The following is an 18698-nucleotide window of genomic DNA, read 5'->3' as shown; positions in this document are numbered from 1 at the left end:
GCACGCTGGGGCATCCAGGCAAAGCGCCTTCACTAACAATCACTTTAATGGTTGACTTTAAAATTAAAAATAGTAATATATGCCTCGCTTGAGACGGGCAGCACGGTAGCGTCTAAGGTGATGAAAATCGGGATGTAGCGCAGTCTGGTAGCGCGCCTGCTTTGGGAGCAGGATGTCGGGGGTTCGAATCCCTCCATCCCGACCAATCACTTAGCATGAAAGGTAGTAGTTTGCTTTTCCAAGCTGCAGTTGTGGTCTAGTGCTCATCGGTATTCGTTTGTAATGAATACTATATGTGCGCCCATAGCTCAACCGGATAGAGCAACGGCCTTCTAAGCCGTAGGTTGCGGGTTCGATTCCTGCTGGGCGTGCCACCTAATTCAGTGGTAACAACCTGTCAGAATCATATCTTCAAGCGCATACTATTTGTTCTACGTAAGATTGTCTTTGGTGGGTGTAGCTCAGGGGTAGAGCCCCGGATTGTGACTCCGGTGGTCGTGGGTTCAAATCCCATCATCCACCCCAGTGACAATATTTGCGTTTCCAGTTTTTAGATTTGTACGAAAATGCGGCGAGAGCAGGCAGTTTTCGACAAAGCTCAGGTTGTGGTGGGTGTAGCTCAGTGGTAGAGCCCCGGATTGTGACTCCGGTGGTCGTGGGTTCAAGTCCCATCATCCACCCCATTACCCCAGTATATATTGCTTCTACTATCTTCCATTTGTTTTAGTTAATTCCTTTTTTAGAGACTATGCCCTTAACTGGGATTTCTGTGTTTCTGGCTTTTAGGATCCTCTCGTTGTAGCTAACGCGGCATCACCTTAATGCGGTTACCCGCCATATGGGTGAGCGGCTCAGGCCTGCCAAGCAAATACCCCTGTGCGTAGTTGATGCCCATGTGGTGCAAAATATCCAGCGTTGCCTGGGTTTCCACAAATTCAGCAATGGTTTCAATTCCTAACCCCTTGCCGACGGCATGAATCGCCTCAACCATCGCTCGGTCAATCGGATCCTGATGCACATTGCGGATAAAATTACCGTCAATTTTCAAGTAATCGACGGGCAACTGCTTCAGATAACTAAAAGAGGAGAGGCCGGTGCCAAAGTCATCCAGCGCAAAGCGGCAGCCGTACTCTTTAAGGGTGACAATTAGTTCACTCACGCTTGAGAGTTGGGCAATGGCGGTGCTCTCGGTAATTTCAAAACAGAGCGTGCCGTGGGGCAGGCCTGCCATGGCTACCTGAGTAATAAGGTCGTGACAAAAATCCGCATCGGAAAGCGACGCGCCTGAAAGGTTGATCCCCCATAAACTGTGAGCTGGCAGCGTCGCGTGGCGGTTTTGATCCCCTAGCCAGGCTAGGGTGTTACGAATCACCCAACGGTCAATGCGCACCATAAAGTGATAACGCTCGGCAGCGGGTAGAAAGCTACCAGGCGCGATGATCTCTCCATGCTCTTCAAGCCGCAGCAGAATTTCCCGGTAGCCAGGGCCAGCGGCGCAAATGGCTGCAATGGGCTGGGCGAAAAGACGGAAGGTGTCGTTATCCAAGCCATTTTGTAAGCGTTGCACCCACTGGAGTTCGCCGTGTTTTTCCAGTAATGCATGATCGTCAGGCTGATAGCAGTGGATGCGATTGCGGCCTGCCTCTTTCGCGGCGTAGCACGCAGCATCAGAGGCGTGGAGAGCCTGGCTCAACTGCATGGGCTGAGTGGCGTTGAGTTCAACCAAACCAATGCTAACGCCGATGCCAAAGGTATGGCCCTGCCAAGAAAAACGATACTGCTCAATATCGCAGCGAAGCGCTTCCGCAATCGTCAATGCTCGCTCTATACCGCAGTCGGGTAGCAACAAAGCGAATTCATCGCCTCCCAAGCGGGCGGCGATATCGCTGCTGCGCACATGGTTCTTCAGTTTTAACGCCACCTGTCGTAGCAGCTCGTCTCCAGCGAGATGGCCGCAGGTGTCATTGACGATTTTGAATTGATCGAGATCCAGGTAGCACAGCACATGGTGGCCATCGTCGCGATTAAGTATCGCAGTCAGTGCCGATTCGAAGGCGCGGCGGTTGAGCAGGTCGGTTAGGTTGTCATGACTGACCTGATAGCTCAGCTGTTCGGTCAGTTGGCGAGTGAGGCTAACATCCTGAAAAACAACCACTGCACCTAGGGTAATGCCGCTGCGCGAACGTATTGGTGAAGCGCTGTGTTGGATGGGGGTATGCGTGTGATCACGATTCACCAGTAGGCAGTGCTCGGTGGAGTGCACCGGCGTTAGTTGGGTGAGCACTTGCCGGGCTGGGTTGTTTAGCGGTTGACCACTGGCTTCCTCGAGTAATCGATACACCATGTAAATGGGTTTATCCATGGCCTCTTCGAGTGTCCATCCGGTCAAGCGCTTAGCTTCCGCATTGATAAACGTTACGTTGCCACTAGCGTCACAGGTAATAACGCCATCGCCGATCGATGCCAGGGTAGTGCGGGCAAGGTCGCGTTCACGGTTTAACTGCTCCTGCAGCTGTTTGCGCTCGGTAATGTCGCGCACCATGCCTGAGCGCTCTGACGCGGATCCGCTGGCGCCTTCGCTAACTTGTATTTCCAGGTAGCGCACCTGCATATCTGCGCCGCGGCGCTTAATTTCATGGCGTGCTCCGGGGCTGAGGGAGCGGGTCGGCAATAGCTGCGAGACAGGTTGGCCAATAATCTGTTTGGCCTCGACCTCGAAGAGTTGCTCCGCCCCAGGGTTAAGGCTGGTCAGAGTGCCGTCTGCCTGCCAGGTAATCACGCCATCACGGAGATTGCGCAGCATCACGCGGGTATGTCCAACGGCGCTTTCAAGGGCAGCCGTTACGCGATTATAGCTCGCCGCTATTTCGCCTACTTCGGTGAACGGGTCTGCCTCAATTCGCTGGCGCATATCACCCTGCTGTTCATGCTGGCGCATATGCTCAAGTAGTTGGTTCAACTCATTCTTGGCGCCATGCTCGGCGAGATTGAGGCCCATCTTTTCTGCTTCAGGTGAGACGCGCATGGGCAGGAAGCGTCGGGTGGTTCGGAATAGCAGCCAGGCGCTGCCAAAGCTCCAAACGCCGCACACCACAGCGCCGGTCAACTGAATGCCAAACTGAGCGGATCGAGACAAGCCGCTATCAAGCAGTGTTAAGTCAGCCACCCAGGGGAGTGCTAGCGTACCCCATACGCCTGCCACGAGGTGCGAAGGTATGGCGCTGACTGCATCATCAATGTGTTTACTTATCAGCCATTCGCTGGTCAGTACCATCAGTACGCCGCTAACCGCACCCAGCCCAAATGCCGCCGATAAGGAGATCACGTGAGCGCTGGCGGTGACGGCGACCAAGCCCGCAATGGCGCCATTAATCGCATACATAACGTCGGCGTAACGCCGAGTGCGTAGCCCCATCAGCATGCCCGAAAGGATGCCGCCGACGGCGCCCAAAACCGTATTGGCTATGATGCCGGGGATTTGCTCGGTAACGGCCAGGGTGCTGCCGCCGTTAAAACCAAACCAGCCTAAGATCATAAACAGCGCGCCCAGCATGGCCAGAGGCAGGTTGCCCGAAGGGAAAGCAGTGGGTGGTTTGCCATGGGTGAAACGGCCGCTGCGTGGGCCGATACAGAGTACCGCTGCCAGCGCGACCCAGCCGCCCACGCTATGCACAACCGTGGATCCCGCAAAGTCGACAAACCCAAGCGCCCCTAGCCAGCCTTCCGCGCCACCCAAAAGTCCGCCCCATGCCCAGTGACCAAAGACCGGATAGATAAGCAGAGCTATCCAGAGGGCCGTCCAGGTATAGGCTGCAAAGGGCATGCGTTCTGCCACCGCCCCCGACACAATGGTAGCGGCGGTAGCGCAGAACATTGCCTGGAAAATAAAAACGGTAATCACCCAGTGGTTGGAAGCTTCTAACTGCCAACCAAACAGTGCTGTGCCGATTAAGCCTTGGTAGGAGTCGCCAAACATGAGCCCAAAACCGACTAACCAAAAAACGCTGACGGCAATGGCAAAGTCCGCTACGTTTTTCATAGCGACGTTGATAGCGTTCTTGGTGCGCGTAGTGCCTGCTTCCAGGCAGAGAAAGCCTGCTTGCATCACAAATACCAGGGCTGCGGCCCAGAGCACCCAGAGTGTGTCAAGCAGTGGGCTATGCAAATCTAGCGTGGCAGGCATAGTGTTTTCCTTAGCAACTTTTGGTGCAAGTGCGCTTCTTTTTGGTGCTTTGATGGTTTTGCGCGGATGGGTGGGAAGCCGTTGCATTGGTGTTAACCGACTGCCATTCAGGTTTCCTAATAGGAACTAAGCAATTGTTATGCCGCTAATAGTGAAGTCATCCTTTTTAACGCCAATGGCAGCATTAATTGCTGATTTTTAGAATTAAAACAGCGTTTTCGACTATGTTAATACGTATGGATTGGTGATATTTTTCAATTAGTTATCGGTCTTCAATTGTGGTTCATAATTGCTAAAACGGGAGTGCATCATAATGGCGCGTCAAACGGTAGTTTTGGGAGCAGGCATGGTCGGCGTCAGCATTGCCTGGCATTTGCGCCAGCGTGGGCATGAGGTCACCTTGGTAGATCGCCTTCAGCCTGGCCGCGAAACCTCGTTTGGCAATGCGGGTATCATTCAGCGTGAAGCGGTTAGGCCTTACCCTTTCCCCCGCGACGTTAAAACGCTACTTAGCGTTTTACCTAACCGTCGGGTAGATATTCGTTACCGTCCTGCGGGTATGGTCAACGCTGCCTCCCCGCTATTGCGCTACTGGATGAACTCTGCGCCCAAGGCATACCAAAAAATTGTGCCCGAATACGCCTCACTGATTCAGCTTTCGCTGAAAACCCACGGCCCGATGATTGATGCCGCAGGAGCCGAGCACTTGGTGCGCCGACAAGGGTGGCTTGAGCTTTATCGCACCCCTGAAAAACTCGCCGCACGGATAAAAGAGGCTGAAGAAGCGCGACGCCTATATGGCGTACAGTTTGAGCAATTGGATAGGGCTGCACTTGAGGAGAAAGAGCCTTCGTTGAGTGACACCATTATCGGTGCGATTCACTGGCTAGACCCCTGGACGGTTGCTGACCCCGGGGGGTTGGTCGCGGCTTATGCCCAAGCGTTCAGCAATGATGGTGGGCGTATTTTGCAGGCGGATATCAAATCGGTTCAACAAATAGGTGACCGCTGGCAGGTTAATACCGCTGCCGAATCGTTAGAAGTAGATAACGTCGTTGTGGCGCTAGGGCCCTGGGCGGGAAGCTGGCTTAAAGAATTGGGCTATCACTTTCCTACCTTTGTAAAACGTGGCTACCACATGCATTACGCGCCTCAAGCGCCGGCCAAGCTAAATTTCTGGGTGATGGATGCAGAGGTCGGCTATTTATTAGCGCCGATGAACGCTGGGATCCGCTTGACCACCGGCGCGGAGTTGGATCGTCTGGATGCCCCCGCTGATGTCAATCAATTAGGCGCCGCCGAGAAAGTCGCGCGCGGGGTGTTCCCGCTTGGTGAACGCCGCGAAGAAGCGCCGTGGAAAGGCGCAAGACCCTGTTTGCCGGATATGAAGCCCGTGATTGGGCCTGCGCCCAGGCATCCCGGGCTATGGCTTGCCTTTGGTCATGGCCATCAGGGGTTTACCCTTGGGCCAGCAACCGGTCATCTGGTGGCAGATATGATGGAAGGTCAGCCGACGGCTATTGATATGGCACCATTTCGCGCTGACAGGTTCTAGATAGCGCTATATTCATTAATGATCAGGTAAATTTAGCCGATAGTATTAGGTGCTGGTACTAGTAATAGGGAACGATATTTTTGCGCGTGATCTAATGCTTTGCTAGTTTAAAAGTACATTTGCACACCATGAGGTGGATATATGGATGTAGGCATCAGCAGTTCAGTTAGCGCATCGCTTTATATGAACCAAGCGCAGACTCCTGAGCAAGCGCAAATGCAGGTGTTTAAAGAAGCGCTAGATACTCAGGCGCAGCAAGTGACCGAAACCATGGCCTCTGCGGACACTGGCGCTCAGCCTGATTTGGCCAAAGAGGGCAATGTAGGTACGCAGGTTAATACCTACGCCTAGATAACAGTATTTAGTGACTAGCAGCGGACTTGTGCCGTTTAGTACGATAAAACGCTGACTTGGTCAGCGTTTTTTTTATGGCCTTTTCAATGACGTCTTCAAGAGCGTCACGTTTGATGCCACCCGCGACAACAGCTGCCTCCAAGCGTTACAATTGGCGCAATGAACATTGCTCATTGCGCGGTGGCTAATTGGCGAAAACTGCTGATGGAGTGCTGCGCTGAGACCCTATATTTGAAGAGGCACAATGAAAGAGACACAGCTGGCCCACGAAGCAGGGCTTAGACGCACCTTTGCAATTATTTCCCACCCCGATGCTGGTAAAACCACGATTACCGAAAAAATGCTGCTGTTTGGCAACGCCATTCAGTTGGCCGGCTCGGTGAAGAGCAAGCGTAATGATCGCCACGCAACGTCCGATTGGATGAAGATGGAGCAGGAGCGGGGTATCTCGGTGACGACCTCGGTGATGCAGTTCCCCTACGGCGGCCGCATCGTCAATCTGCTGGATACGCCGGGTCACGAGGACTTCTCTGAAGATACCTACCGCACACTCACGGCTGTTGACTCTGCATTGATGGTGATCGACGGCGCCAAAGGCGTTGAGGATCGCACCATTAAGTTGATGGAAGTGTGTCGTCTTCGCACCACGCCGATTCTCACCTTCATCAATAAAATGGATCGCGATATCCGCGACCCCATTGAGGTAATGGATGAAGTTGAAACGGTACTCAATATCCAATGTGCGCCGATGACCTGGCCGATTGGCATGGGGCGCCACTTTAAGGGTGTTTACCACCTCTATAACGACGTGATTCATCTTTATACCCAGGGGCAGGGTAGCCGCATTCCCGAGGATAAGCGTATTGAGGGGTTGGATAGCCCCGAAGTAGATGCCGTGCTTGGGGAAGATCAGGCTGAAGAGCTGCGTATGGAGGTAGAGCTGGTGCGTGGCGCTTCCCATGAATTTGATCTGGAGGCTTATCGCCGGGGTGAGCTTTCTCCGGTCTATTTTGGTACCGCCATGGGCAACTTTGGGGTGCGTGAAATGATGGATGGCTTTGTCGAGTATGCGCCGCCGCCCCAGGCCCACGAAACCGATACTCGGGTAGTCACTTCCGATGATGATCGTTTCACCGGTTTCGTGTTTAAAATCCAGGCCAATATGGATCCCAATCACCGTGATCGCATCGCGTTTTTACGGGTCTGTTCAGGCAAGTACGAAAAGAACATGAAAATGCGCCATGTACGCATTGGTAAGGACATTAAAATTGCCGATGCGTTGACCTTTATGGCCTCAGACCGCTCTCAGGTGGAGGAAGCGTGGCCCGGCGATATTATCGGCCTGCACAATCACGGTACGATTCAGATCGGCGATACCTTTACCGTGGGTGAGGATATGCGCTTTACCGGCATACCCCACTTTGCCCCAGAGCTATTCAAGCGCGTGCGGCTTAAAGATCCACTTAAGATGAAGGCGCTACAAAAAGGCTTGCAGCAGCTTTCCGAAGAGGGCGCTACCCAGGTCTTTATGCCGATGGACAACAATGATCTGATCCTCGGCGCCGTGGGTACTCTCCAGTTCGATGTGGTCGCCCACCGCCTGAAAGAGGAGTATAAGGTCGACTGCTTGTACGAAGGCGTCAATGTGCAGACCGCCCGCTGGGTCTACTGTGAAGATGCTAAAAAGCTCGAAGAGTTTAAGCGTAAAGCTAGCGCCAACCTGGCGATTGATGGTGGCGGTTACCTCACCTATATTGCGCCTACACGGGTTAATCTGCAGATGACCCAGGAGCGCTGGCCGGACATTCGCTTCCAGCCTACCCGCGAACACTAAGTTTTAACTATCCAGGCATGCAAATGCTGATTGATGCCCACTGCCATCTCGATTTTACCCAGTTCGATGATGATCGGGCTGAGGTGTTTGGGGCTGCTAAGGCAGTGGGTGTCGCCCACTTTGTGGTGCCGGGCACGGCTCGTTCGCGTTGGCAGCAGGTGCTGGCGCTGGGCGAGCGGGTGGATACGTCAGTATGTCTTGGCCTGCACCCTTACTTTATTGATGAGCATCAAGCGTCGGATATCACGGCGCTTGATGATTTGCTCGCTGAGCACCCTGAGGTGATAGCCGTGGGGGAGTGCGGTATTGATGCACGTTTTACCGACACCCTAGAAGCGCAGTGGCAATACTTTGATGCCCAGTTGAAGCTAGCCAAACAGCATGCGCTGCCGGTGGTGGTGCACTGCGTCCACGCCAACGATAAGGTCGCTAAGCGCCTTCGCCAGCTGGCGCTGCCCAAGGCGGGGCTGATTCATGCCTTCTCAGGCTCCATTGAGCAAGCAACGAAGTTTCTCGACCTGGGGTTCAAGCTGGGGTTGGGCGGCGCAGTCACCTATGAGCGCGCCAAGCGGTTGCGGCGAACCGTTAAGGCGCTGCCTAATGATGCTTTTGTGCTGGAAACCGACAGTCCCGACATGCCGCTTAGCGGCTATCAGGAGATGCGTAATGAACCGTGCCGAGTTGCAGAAGTGTGTAACGTTGTGGCCAGCTTGCGCGGGCAAACAGCGGAACAGGTCGCGACCCAAAGCAGTGATACCGCCGCGACGCTGTTTGGCTTGCCTAGAAACGCTAGCCCTAGCCGTTAAGGCTAACCGCCAGCTGTTCGGGGTCAACGCGCTCAATTGCATAGGGTAACGAGAGAAGAGCCGCTGACGCTCCTGTTAAGAAGAGTGACGTTTCTTCTTCGGCTACTTTGGTGTTCATTACCGCCAGCAATTCAACGCCGCCTTGATCATTAAAAGCGCTGACTACCACTTCGCCAACCGCTTTATCGTCATCGTTGACTACGCTAGCGCCCACCTCAGGCAGCGCTGTAGTCTCTATACTGATACGCATTAAGCGCTTTTTCACCTGACCACGAAAGTGCGCCCGGGCGACGACTTCTTGACCGGTGTAACAGCCCTTTTTAAAACTAATACCACCCAGCGCTTCCCAGTTAAGCATCTGAGGCAAGAAGTGATCCTGCTGAGTATCGGTTAGCCACGCCAAACCGCTACGAATATCCTCAAGCTGCCAAGCATTACGGCCCGCTTGGTCATCCTGAACCGACGCCACATCGACTTGGCTGTCGTTATCGAAACACACTAGCCAGCGCGCTGTCTCACCGGGGTAGCGGAGTACGCAGGCTTGGTCGCTGTTGGTATGGGTGCCCACTTGAACAGGCAACTCTATATCCAACTGATCCGCAAGCGCTTGGGCCTCATCGCTGGCGCCAATGAATATCAGGTCGCGTTGGGTGGTTAGTTCAGCGCGGTAAAAAGCGGCGAACTTTTTAAGATGATTCGCTAGGCTGTCCAGTAAGGTGTTGCTGAGCAGTAGACGATAATGATCTTCGCCCAAGCGCATCAACTGCGCGTTGGCCAGCATGCGGCCCTTAGGCGTACAAAAACAGGTGAGCGGTGCAAAGTATCCGTCGGCCAAGCTTACCTGGGCGCTGGTCTGGCCCTGGAGGAACTTTTCTGCATCTGCCCCCTTCACATCCAGCGCGGCTAAGTGGTTAAGGCGGACGCTGCCAAGGGCGGGGGTGCTAGCGGTAACGGTCGCCATAAAAACTCCTGCAAAAGTGGAAAAGCGTTCGAGAGTGATGCATTCAGTACGAAAAAGTGAAAGTGTCTTTAGGGCTATTAGGTGTGGGCAGTCGGCACTGATTGCAAGGCACCATTAGCGTGCTAGACTCTTTCTCTTGTATCAGTTTTGCACAGGTCAACAGGTAGGAAAACGCTATGGCGCAGCAGTCGTTAACATTTCAGGGTGTTAAATCGGTCGATCAGGTCAACAAAATCACCACGGCGCTCATGATGCTTGATGGCGTTGATAGTGCCGAAGTGGGGCGCCATGGTGCCGATGTAGACGGCCGGGCAAAACGCGAGACGCTGATTAACGCCATTGAAAAACTCAAGCTAGGCGTAAAGGTATCCTAATGCACCCTCCCATTACCGTGATAAGCGAACGCAACCATGTCTTTAGGCAGCGAGTTGAAGTCAATGGCTTGGAAGATCTCTATGCCGATGTGCCACCGATAGTAGGTGGCGAGGGCAGTGCCCCTGATCCCCACGACTATTTCGATATTGCTCTGGGTACCTGCAAGGCGGTTACCGTGCAGATGTACGCCAAGCGTAAAGAGTGGCCGCTTGAGGGCATTACAGTCACCGTGCAGCGGGACGATAGTCAGGAAAAAAAGGGCATCTACAAGCTAGATGTGGCATTAACACTGCACGGTATTGAAGACCCTGAGCAGCGCGCCAGGCTGGAAGATATTAGCCACCGCTGCCCAATTCAACGCCTGATGACCCAGTCTACGGTCGAGATCGCCACCCGGTTAGTTTAAATTACATCTTTTATAGGAGCACCGATGAGCAAAGCCTTTCGATTGCAGTCAAAATTTCAGCCCGCTGGCGACCAGCCTGCTGCTATTAAAGGGCTGATTAGTGGCCTGGAATCTGGGCTTGCTCACCAAACGCTGCTCGGCGTGACCGGGTCGGGCAAAACCTTCACCATGGCCAATGTGGTGGAACAGCAGCAGCGTCCAACCATCGTGATGGCGCCGAACAAAACTCTTGCGGCCCAGTTGTATGGCGAATTCAAGGCGTTTTTCCCGGATAACGCCGTAGAGTATTTCGTCTCCTACTACGACTACTATCAGCCGGAAGCCTATGTGCCTTCCTCGGATACCTTTATCGAGAAAGATGCCTCGATAAACGACCATATCGAGCAGATGCGGCTTTCGGCCACCAAGGCACTGCTAGAACGCCGCGACGCGCTGATTGTGGTGTCAGTTTCGGCGATTTATGGCCTGGGTGACCCCGACCAATACCTGAAAATGCGTCTCCACTTTACCCGCGGTGAGCTCATCGATCAGCGCGCTTTCCTGCGCCGCTTGGCCGAGCTTCAGTACACCCGCAATGATATGGATTTCCGTCGCGGTACTTACCGGGTGCGCGGTGATGTGATCGATATCTTTCCTGCCGACTCTGACGAGGAGGCCGTGCGGGTGGAGCTGTTTGACAGCGAAATCGACACTATCCGACTGTTTGACCCGCTCACCGGTGCTGTCCGCGGGGAGGTGCCACGGATGACCATCTACCCCAAATCTCACTACGTCACCCCGCGGGAAACGATTCTGGGCGCCATTGATGCCATCAAAGAGGAGCTCAAAGAGCGCCTGGAGTGGATGCGTAAGCATGAACGGCTGGTAGAAGCGCAGCGTCTTGAGCAGCGCACACTTTACGATATTGAGATGATGCTGGAGCTGGGTTACTGCAACGGTATCGAAAACTACTCCCGATACCTCTCTGGGCGTGCCCCGGGCGAGCCGCCGCCGACGTTCTTTGATTACCTGCCCGATGACGCACTGCTATTTATCGATGAGTCCCACGTCAGCGTGCCCCAGGTAGGTGGCATGTACAAAGGCGACCGCTCGCGTAAAGAGACCCTGGTCGAGTATGGCTTCCGGCTGCCCTCGGCGTTGGATAACCGGCCCATGAAGTTTGAAGAGTGGGAGGCCATTTCCCCACAAACAATCTTTGTTTCCGCCACTCCAGGCCGTTATGAGGGCGAACACGCTAGCCAGACCGTTGAGCAGGTGGTGCGTCCCACCGGACTGCTGGATCCTGAAATCGAAGTGCGCCCGGCCAGTACCCAGGTCGACGATCTGCTTTCGGAAATCGGCTTGCGCACCGCGGTAGGCGAGCGAGTACTGGTGACCACGCTAACCAAGCGTATGGCGGAAGACTTGACCGAGTATTTTGACGAGCACGGCATTCGAGTGCGCTACTTACACTCGGATATTGATACCGTCGAGCGGGTTGAGATTATTCGTGACTTACGCCTGGGTAAGTTTGATGTGTTGGTGGGCATCAACCTGCTGCGAGAAGGCCTAGATATTCCCGAAGTGTCGCTGGTGGCGATTCTCGACGCCGATAAAGAGGGCTTTCTGCGTGCCGAGCGCTCGCTGATACAGACCATTGGACGCGCTGCCCGTAACGCCCACGGCAAGGCGATTCTTTACGGTGATCGGATTACTGACTCGATGCGCAAGGCGATTGATGAAACCGAGCGTCGTCGCGCCAAGCAGACCGAGCACAACCTAGAGCACGGTATCACGCCAACAACGGTTACCCGCTCAGTGGCCGATATCCTTGAAGCCGCCCAGGCGCCGGGCAAGAAGAACAGTCGCCGCCGTGGCAATGAACGCAAGGTGGCGGAAAGCGTCGCCGAGTATGATGTCACCACGATGAGCAAGCAAGACCTGCTGGGCGCCATCAGCAAGCTCGAAGACGCCATGTTTGAGGCAGCGCAAAATCTGGAGTTCGAAGAGGCGGCGCGGCTTCGCGACCAGCTCCATCAAATGAAAGACAAACAGCTGGCGCTGGGCTAGCGGTATGCCGGAAGGCCCGGAAATTCGCCGCGCGGCGGATCGTATTGAGCAGCAGATAGGCGGGCGGGTGATCGACGATGCCTGGTTCGCCTTTCCAGAACTTGCCGAGCAGGCAGCAACATTTATAGGTGTTCGGGTTGCCCGAGTAGATACCTGGGGTAAGGCAATGCTGATCCGGTTTGCCGATCAGCGCGTGCTTTATTCCCACAACCAACTTTATGGTGTTTGGAAACTGCATAGTGAGGATAAGCCGCCTAATACCAAGCGCGCGCTGCGGGTTCGATTGAGCGCAGAAGGGCGTTGCGCTAGTCTCTATAGCGCCTCCGATATTTCCCTCTGGCAGGCAGACAATCTCTCCGAACACCCTTTCTTAGCCCGCCTGGGCCCTGATTTGTTGAGTCAAGACGTGGCTCCATCCGATGTGCAGCAGCGGCTGAATTTAAAGCAGTTTCATAAACGCAGCCTGGGGGCACTGCTGCTCGATCAGGGGTTTGTCGCCGGGCTGGGCAACTATTTGCGCTCTGAAATACTGTTTTTTTCCCAGCTTCCGCCAAGCGCTCGACCGGTGGATTTAACCCCAGAGCAGCAGCAAACCCTGGCTGACTGCATCATTGACGTTACCCGGCAGGCCTATCAAGCCGCAGGCGTTACTAATCGTGAGGCCTGGATTGCGCAGGCCAAAGCAGCGGGTGAGCCGCGCAGGCAGTGGCGTTTTGCGGTTTTCGAGCGGGCAGGGCTTGAATGCCACCGCTGTGGAACGGTGATTGAGCGTACAATGGTTGGGTCGCGAAGGCTCTATTTATGCCCATATTGTCAGTCGTCTTGAGTAGTGTTATACCGTTATCTTACTTAAGAGATACCATCGACTAAAGCTCTAACCATAGTAGTCAGATAGGCGCCAGGGATTGCTGCTGCGTAAGTGCCAATACGGTATACTGGTAGCACGCTAAGACGGCACCTCCGCGGGCGCGGAAGGAAAGCCGCTGACTAGACGATAACCTAGGAGCTATTAGTCCATGACCGTGATTCGCCAGGACGACGTTATTCAAAGCGTTGCCGATGCTCTGCAGTACATCTCTTACTACCATCCTAAAGATTTCATTGACGCCATGGCCGCCGCCTATGAGCGTGAAGAGAACCCTGCCGCCAAAGACGCCATCGCACAGATTTTGATTAACTCACGCATGTGCGCCACCGGGCACCGTCCAATCTGTCAGGACACGGGTATCGTCACCGTGTTCGTTCACGTGGGCATGAACGTTACCTGGGAAGCGGACATGAGTTTGGACGACATGATCAATGAAGGTGTGCGTCGCGCTTATTTGCTCCCCGACAATGTTCTGCGCGCGTCGGTGCTGGCGGACCCCGACGGCAAGCGTGCCAACACCAAGGACAACACCCCGGCGATTATTCACCACTCGATTGTGCCCGGTGATACGGTCGATATTCACGTGGCAGCGAAGGGCGGCGGTAGCGAAGCAAAATCCAAGTTTGCCATGCTGAACCCCTCTGACAGTGTGGTTGATTGGGTGATGGAGCAACTGCCGAAGATGGGCGCTGGCTGGTGTCCGCCCGGGATGCTGGGGATTGGTATCGGCGGCACCGCGGAAAAGGCCATGATGATTGCCAAAGAAGCGCTACTCGATCCTATCGATATTCAGGATCTACAGGCCCGTGGCCCCAGCAATCGCGCCGAAGAACTGCGTTTAGAGCTGTTTGACAAGGTCAACAAGAGTGGTATCGGTGCCCAGGGGTTAGGCGGCTTAACCACCGTGCTGGATATTAAAGTCAAAGACTATCCAACCCATGCCGCCAACAAGCCTGTCGCGATTATTCCCAACTGCGCGGCGACTCGTCATGCCCACTTTACTCTGGACGGTTCTGGCCCTGCGGTACTTGAAGCGCCTAAGCTTGAGGACTGGCCGGAAATCACTCGCGAGGCGGGTGAAAACGTCAAACGTGTCAACCTTGATACGGTGACGCCTGAGGAGGTTAAAACCTGGCAGCCTGGTGATACGCTGCTGTTGAACGGTAAGCTGCTCACGGGCCGCGATGCTGCTCATAAGCGCATGGTCGATATGCTGGCCAAAGGCGAGCCGCTGCCGGTGGATATGAAAGGGCGCTTTATCTACTACGTGGGCCCGGTTGACCCCATTGGTGACGAAGTGGTTGGCCCCGCTGGCCCAACGACCGCCACGCGGATGGATAAATTTACCCGCACTATGCTGGAAGAGACTGGCCTATTAGGTATGGTCGGCAAAGCAGAGCGTGGCCAAGCCGCTATTGATGCTATCCGTGACAATGAAGCGGTGTACTTAATGGCGGTCGGTGGGTCGGCATATCTGGTCGCTCAAGCGATTAAAAAATCGCGGGTAGTGGGCTTCGAAGACTTAGGTATGGAAGCAATCTATGAATTTGAGGTTGAAGATATGCCGGTGACCGTCGCCGTTGATAGCCTGGGCACATCGGTACATCAAACCGGGCCTGCAAAGTGGAAAGAGATTATTGCCCAATCGGCGTAATGGAGTGGTAAGGTTGATTAGGCTTTAGACGCATAAGGGCCTCGCTGACGGCGAGGCCTTGTTCTATGTGAGGGCTTTATAAGGACGTGACTATGACCTCCTGGTTGCTAGGGACCAGCATCTTACTGATACACCTGCTTGGCATCGTTTCAGCCATTATGGCGCTGATGTCCAGTCGCACCTCCCAGGGTGCCGTGGCATGGATCATCTCGCTGCTGACCTTCCCTTATGTCGCGCTTCCAGCGTACTGGTTTTTCGGGCGGCCAAGGTTTTATGGCTATGTATCTGCCCGCGGTCAGCGGGACACCGTTCTACGCCGGGTTCTAGTGCGTTACCGGGCTAATGTTCAACCCTACGTTGCGCCCTCTACCAATGCCGATATTCAGGCGGTCGAACAGCTTGCCATGATGCCGCTAACCCATGGCAATCAAGCCACACTGCTGATTGATGGGCCAGCAACGTTTGAAAGCCTGTTTGATGGTATTGACCGTGCGGAACAGTATGCGTTGGTGCAGTTCTTCATTGTTCGTAACGACGCCCTCGGCCAACGTTTGAAGCACCATTTACAGCGCGCTGCCCGGCGCGGCGTGAGGGTCTATTTTCTTTACGATGAAGTGGGTAGCCGCAAGTTAGCCGATAGCTACCTCAATGATTTAATCAGCGATGGGGTGGCCGTCAGTGCCTTCCGATCATCGCGAGGCTTTAAACACCGTTTTCAGCTTAACTTCCGTAACCATCGCAAGGTAACGGTAATAGACGGCAAGGAGGGCTGGATAGGGGGCTTTAATGTCGGGGTCGAATATCTCGGCGAAAATCCGCGGCACGGGCCTTGGCGTGATACTCATCTCAAACTTGAAGGGCCCAGCGTGCTGGGCTTGCAGGAAGCATTTTGGGAGGATTGGCACTGGGCGACGGATGAAGTGATTAGCTTGAACTGGATGGCCGACACGTCATCCTCTGCCACCGACCATCATGTGGTGATTGTGCCTTCTGGGCCCGCCGATCGTCAGGACACCGCCAGCCTGCTCGTCCAGCAGGTCATTCATAGCGCCAAGCAGCGCCTGTGGGTGACCAGCCCCTATTTTGTCCCTGATCAGGGAGTTCAGGATGCGCTGCGGCTTGCAGCGATGCGCGGCGTCGACGTTCGAGTGATGATTCCGGAGCGCCCCGACCACTTGTTGGTTTTCCTCTCTGCGTTTTCATTTCTACCCGATATGTTAAGGGCAGGTGTTAAAATATACCGTTATCTTCCCGGTTTTTTACATCAAAAAGTCATGCTTGTAGACAACGAAGCGACCACGGTAGGGACAGTCAATTTGGATAATCGCTCATTTCGGTTAAATTTTGAGATTACCGCGTTTATTCCAAGTCGTGATTTTGCTACCAGCGTTGAGGCAATGCTGGAAAAAGACTTTGCTCACTGTCGGCGTGTCACCATCGATGAAATTAACCAGCGCCCGGTATGGATGAAAGTCGTTTCGCGGGCGGCCTATTTAATGGCCCCGGTTCAATAGATACGTCAGCCTAAAAGGAAAATCGAGATGCTCAAACGCAGGGTGAGACAAGGAGTCATGGGGTGAATCTTGAAACAAAATGGCTGGAAGATTTTGTAGCGCTAGCCAATACGCGCAGCTTCTCTGCGTCAGCACGCCAGCGACATGTGACCCAGCCGGCCTTCAGTCGCCGTATTCGCGCGTTGGAGCAGGCTGTTGATGTCACCCTGGTGGATCGTTCAACCACCCCCGTAGGGTTAACGCCCGAAGGGCAGCTGTTTTTGGTTACTGCGCGCAATTTGGTCGAGCAATTAAACGAATCGCTTAGCCATTTGCGCGGTCTCTCTATCGCCAATGAGGCGCTGGATATCGTCGCGGCGCACTCCCTGGCATTAAGTTTTTATCCGCCTTGGATCTCCCGCCTGCAGCAAGGCTTGGGCGAGCTGCCGACCCGCTTGGTGGCCATGAATGTGGGCGAGGCAATACATGTGCTGCGAGAGGGCAACTGCGATCTGATGCTCGCCTACTACGACCCTTTTGCAACTATGCAGCTCGATGCCGAGGTGTTTCCCTCGTTTTCGATTGGTAAGGTCAATATGTTGCCCGTTTCGTTACCCGACGAGCATGGCAAAGCAAAATTTTCACTCCAGCACGACACTTCCATTCCCTATCTTTCGTACACTCAAGGGGCCTTTTTAGGGCGCAGTGTGCGCATGCTACTGAAAAATGATCCGCTACGAATGAAGCTGCGTACGGTATATGAAACGGCCATGGCTGAAGGCCTGAAAGGAATGGTATTACAGGGCGTTGGGGTGGCGTGGATACCCGATTTTTGTATTCGTGAAGAGCTGAAAAGTGGCCGTTTGGTGAGGGCAGGCGACCCTAGCTGGGATATCCCCCTGGAAATCCGCTTATATCGCTGCTCAATGGTGCATAAGCCCGGCGTAGAGCGTTTATGGCGGCAGATGATGAAGCTGCCGCGGGATTTCCTACAAGCATAGCGCTCGTCAGTGAGCGTTTAGCTACTTCCAAAATCGGCGGGTAGCCCTAAAAAGTTCTGAATAATGAAGAAGTGATCTTCAAACAGGCTGTCGGGCTCAAGATCGGCGAGCGCTACCCAGCGCGCATGATCACCGCCTTTAACAGGCTTCAGGCGTGGCAGCTGCTGATCGGGGCGTAGCGCAAAATAGAATGCTTCCGCCAAAGTACGCCCACGCCAGCTGCGGTGGGGTTCATCAAACAACCGTTGGCCACGCAGAGAGCCTTTGAGTACAGGCTCAGGAACCTTTAAGCGTATTCGTTCGCGAAGTTCACGCAAGCAAGCATCCAAGAGCCGTTCGTGGGGGTTAATAAACCCTCCCGGCAGGGCATAAAGGCCTTTGCCCGGTGCCGCCGTGCGTCGTACCAGCAGCACATGGCCCGACTGCACGACCACGGCGTTGACCGTGACAAAAATTGGCGGGTAGGGGGCGTGAGCCCAGGCCTGACGGTACTGATCCAACAACTGCTGCTCTTCGAGCAGCCGCTGATAGGCGTGCTCATTGCAAAAGTGTTTGACGCTTTCTACAACCCCCGGCGGTAAATCGTGGTAAGCGCCGGTACTCAGGTAGTCATTCGTTGAGCTGGGCGAGCGAAACAGTCGCTCACGTATTTGACTGGCTGAAATCCCCTCCACCGACGGCACGCTGACAGACTCCCACTGAGGAAACAGTGAAAGGTAGTAGCTTGACTGGCCGCGGCTGGCTCCGATCAAGCCAATACGGGGTAGGCGAGCATTGGCAGGTGCAGCTAAATCGCGCACTTTGCGTTGCACATCGCGCACCCAAACATCGTCGTTATAGAGGGCGTCGAGTAACGGGGTGATCTCCAAGCGTTGATTATCGGCGTCGTCAAATCCCGCCCGAAGCATGGCTTGTCGTTCGTCAAATCGCCAGGGGTTACGCAGTGAGCGGGCCTGCCAAGAAGAGCCTACCAACACAATGACCTGTCGTGCGCGTTTGAGCGCTTCACGAATGACCGCGAGATGCCCCAGATGTGGCGGCTGAAAACGACCAATAAACACCAAACAGTCGAAGTCGCAGGCAGTCGCGGGGCGCGAAGTATCAGTAGCCATTCAAGCTTCCTTTTGCGTTTGGTGAACTCAGAGATGCAACCTACCAG

The 18698-nt window shown here is 54.4% G+C and carries 14 protein-coding genes and 4 tRNA genes; 15 read left to right on the top strand and 3 right to left on the bottom strand.

Translation table 11 applies throughout. The features are described 5' to 3' along the window. Window positions 1–128 precede the first annotated feature (128 nt). From KF947_RS01040 to KF947_RS01025, 4 genes are all read left to right on the top strand, one after another. Window positions 129–205: transfer RNA gene (locus KF947_RS01040), tRNA-Pro, on the top strand. A 92-nt stretch (window positions 206–297) separates the two neighbouring features. Next, window positions 298–374, top strand: a tRNA-Arg gene (locus KF947_RS01035). A 76-nt stretch (window positions 375–450) separates the two neighbouring features. After that, window positions 451–525 (top strand) — tRNA-His (locus KF947_RS01030). A gap of 83 nt (window positions 526–608) precedes the next feature. Then, window positions 609–683 (top strand) — tRNA-His (locus KF947_RS01025). A gap of 119 nt (window positions 684–802) precedes the next feature. Here KF947_RS01025 and amt read toward each other — a convergent pair. Then, window positions 803–4183, bottom strand: a complete 3381-nt coding sequence (gene amt, locus KF947_RS01020) for an ammonium transporter (RefSeq protein WP_227405214.1) — start codon at window positions 4181–4183, stop codon at window positions 803–805. A 313-nt stretch (window positions 4184–4496) separates the two neighbouring features. Between amt and KF947_RS01015 the strand changes: the two genes are divergently transcribed. The 4 genes from KF947_RS01015 (at window position 4497) to KF947_RS01000 (ending at window position 8732) form a co-directional block, all read left to right on the top strand. Beyond that, a complete protein-coding gene (locus KF947_RS01015; RefSeq protein ID WP_227405213.1) occupies window positions 4497–5738 on the top strand; it encodes an NAD(P)/FAD-dependent oxidoreductase in 1242 nt (413 codons plus the stop codon). A gap of 141 nt (window positions 5739–5879) precedes the next feature. Next, window positions 5880–6089 carry a putative motility protein gene (locus KF947_RS01010; protein WP_227405212.1) on the top strand — a complete coding sequence of 70 codons (210 nt, stop codon included), beginning with the start codon at window positions 5880–5882 and terminating at the stop codon, window positions 6087–6089. Between the two features lie 247 nt (window positions 6090–6336). After that, a complete protein-coding gene (locus KF947_RS01005; RefSeq protein ID WP_133732533.1) occupies window positions 6337–7926 on the top strand; it encodes a peptide chain release factor 3 in 1590 nt (529 codons plus the stop codon). Between the two features lie 23 nt (window positions 7927–7949). Beyond that, window positions 7950–8732, top strand: coding sequence for a TatD family hydrolase (locus KF947_RS01000; RefSeq protein ID WP_227405211.1), 783 nt, complete (start codon window positions 7950–7952; stop codon window positions 8730–8732). Here the strand turns inward: KF947_RS01000 and KF947_RS00995 are convergent. After that, a complete protein-coding gene (locus tag KF947_RS00995; RefSeq protein ID WP_133732531.1) occupies window positions 8722–9693 on the bottom strand; it encodes a YgfZ/GcvT domain-containing protein in 972 nt (323 codons plus the stop codon). The two genes, KF947_RS01000 and KF947_RS00995, sit on opposite strands and share 11 nt — an antisense overlap. 176 nt (window positions 9694–9869) lie before the next feature. On the opposite strand from KF947_RS00995, the gene KF947_RS00990 reads away from it, so the two are divergent. The 7 genes from KF947_RS00990 (at window position 9870) to KF947_RS00960 (ending at window position 17539) form a co-directional block, all read left to right on the top strand. After that, complete coding sequence (locus KF947_RS00990) at window positions 9870–10067, top strand: hypothetical protein (protein ID WP_007114205.1); 198 nt, start codon at window positions 9870–9872, stop codon at window positions 10065–10067. Then, entirely contained in the window at window positions 10067–10474 is a 408-nt protein-coding gene (locus KF947_RS00985) for an OsmC family protein (protein WP_022523500.1), read from the top strand. Before KF947_RS00990 ends, KF947_RS00985 begins: the two co-directional genes overlap by 1 nt. Window positions 10475–10498: 24 nt before the next feature. Beyond that, a complete protein-coding gene (uvrB, locus tag KF947_RS00980; protein WP_133732529.1) occupies window positions 10499–12523 on the top strand; it encodes an excinuclease ABC subunit UvrB in 2025 nt (674 codons plus the stop codon). A 4-nt stretch (window positions 12524–12527) separates the two neighbouring features. Then, complete coding sequence (gene nei, locus KF947_RS00975; RefSeq protein WP_227405210.1) at window positions 12528–13349, top strand: endonuclease VIII; 822 nt, start codon at window positions 12528–12530, stop codon at window positions 13347–13349. Window positions 13350–13539: 190 nt separating this feature from the next. Continuing rightward, entirely contained in the window at window positions 13540–15045 is a 1506-nt protein-coding gene (locus KF947_RS00970) for a fumarate hydratase (protein ID WP_133732527.1), read from the top strand. A gap of 92 nt (window positions 15046–15137) precedes the next feature. After that, window positions 15138–16559 (top strand): cardiolipin synthase, encoded by a 1422-nt coding sequence (gene cls, locus KF947_RS00965; protein ID WP_227405209.1) that lies wholly within the window; start codon window positions 15138–15140, stop codon window positions 16557–16559. Between the two features lie 62 nt (window positions 16560–16621). Then, window positions 16622–17539 carry a LysR substrate-binding domain-containing protein gene (locus KF947_RS00960; RefSeq protein WP_009286686.1) on the top strand — a complete coding sequence of 306 codons (918 nt, stop codon included), beginning with the start codon at window positions 16622–16624 and terminating at the stop codon, window positions 17537–17539. Between the two features lie 17 nt (window positions 17540–17556). Here the strand turns inward: KF947_RS00960 and KF947_RS00955 are convergent, their stop codons facing one another. Next, entirely contained in the window at window positions 17557–18651 is a 1095-nt protein-coding gene (locus tag KF947_RS00955; RefSeq protein WP_133732525.1) for a bifunctional nicotinamide-nucleotide adenylyltransferase/Nudix hydroxylase, read from the bottom strand. Window positions 18652–18698: the final 47 nt, after the last annotated feature.

This window comes from Halomonas sp. FeN2 (genome assembly GCF_020595105.1).
GTDB classification, from domain to species: domain Bacteria; phylum Pseudomonadota; class Gammaproteobacteria; order Pseudomonadales; family Halomonadaceae; genus Vreelandella; species Vreelandella neptunia.
The sequence above is the reverse complement of the archived record's forward strand: the minus strand, read 5'-3'. Positions and strand labels throughout refer to the sequence as shown.

Coding starts and splice junctions, on each gene's coding strand:
- KF947_RS01010 (WP_227405212.1), top strand. CDS start 5,880: ATGGATGTAGGCATCAGCAGTTCAGTTAGCGCATCGCTTTATATGAAC.
- KF947_RS01015 (WP_227405213.1), top strand. CDS start 4,497: ATGGCGCGTCAAACGGTAGTTTTGGGAGCAGGCATGGTCGGCGTCAGC.
- KF947_RS00985 (WP_022523500.1), top strand. CDS start 10,067: ATGCACCCTCCCATTACCGTGATAAGCGAACGCAACCATGTCTTTAGG.
- KF947_RS00955 (WP_133732525.1), bottom strand. CDS start 18,651: ATGGCTACTGATACTTCGCGCCCCGCGACTGCCTGCGACTTCGACTGT.
- nei (WP_227405210.1), top strand. CDS start 12,528: ATGCCGGAAGGCCCGGAAATTCGCCGCGCGGCGGATCGTATTGAGCAG.
- KF947_RS00995 (WP_133732531.1), bottom strand. CDS start 9,693: ATGGCGACCGTTACCGCTAGCACCCCCGCCCTTGGCAGCGTCCGCCTT.
- KF947_RS01000 (WP_227405211.1), top strand. CDS start 7,950: ATGCTGATTGATGCCCACTGCCATCTCGATTTTACCCAGTTCGATGAT.
- cls (WP_227405209.1), top strand. CDS start 15,138: ATGACCTCCTGGTTGCTAGGGACCAGCATCTTACTGATACACCTGCTT.
- KF947_RS01005 (WP_133732533.1), top strand. CDS start 6,337: ATGAAAGAGACACAGCTGGCCCACGAAGCAGGGCTTAGACGCACCTTT.
- amt (WP_227405214.1), bottom strand. CDS start 4,183: ATGCCTGCCACGCTAGATTTGCATAGCCCACTGCTTGACACACTCTGG.
- uvrB (WP_133732529.1), top strand. CDS start 10,499: ATGAGCAAAGCCTTTCGATTGCAGTCAAAATTTCAGCCCGCTGGCGAC.
- KF947_RS00990 (WP_007114205.1), top strand. CDS start 9,870: ATGGCGCAGCAGTCGTTAACATTTCAGGGTGTTAAATCGGTCGATCAG.
- KF947_RS00970 (WP_133732527.1), top strand. CDS start 13,540: ATGACCGTGATTCGCCAGGACGACGTTATTCAAAGCGTTGCCGATGCT.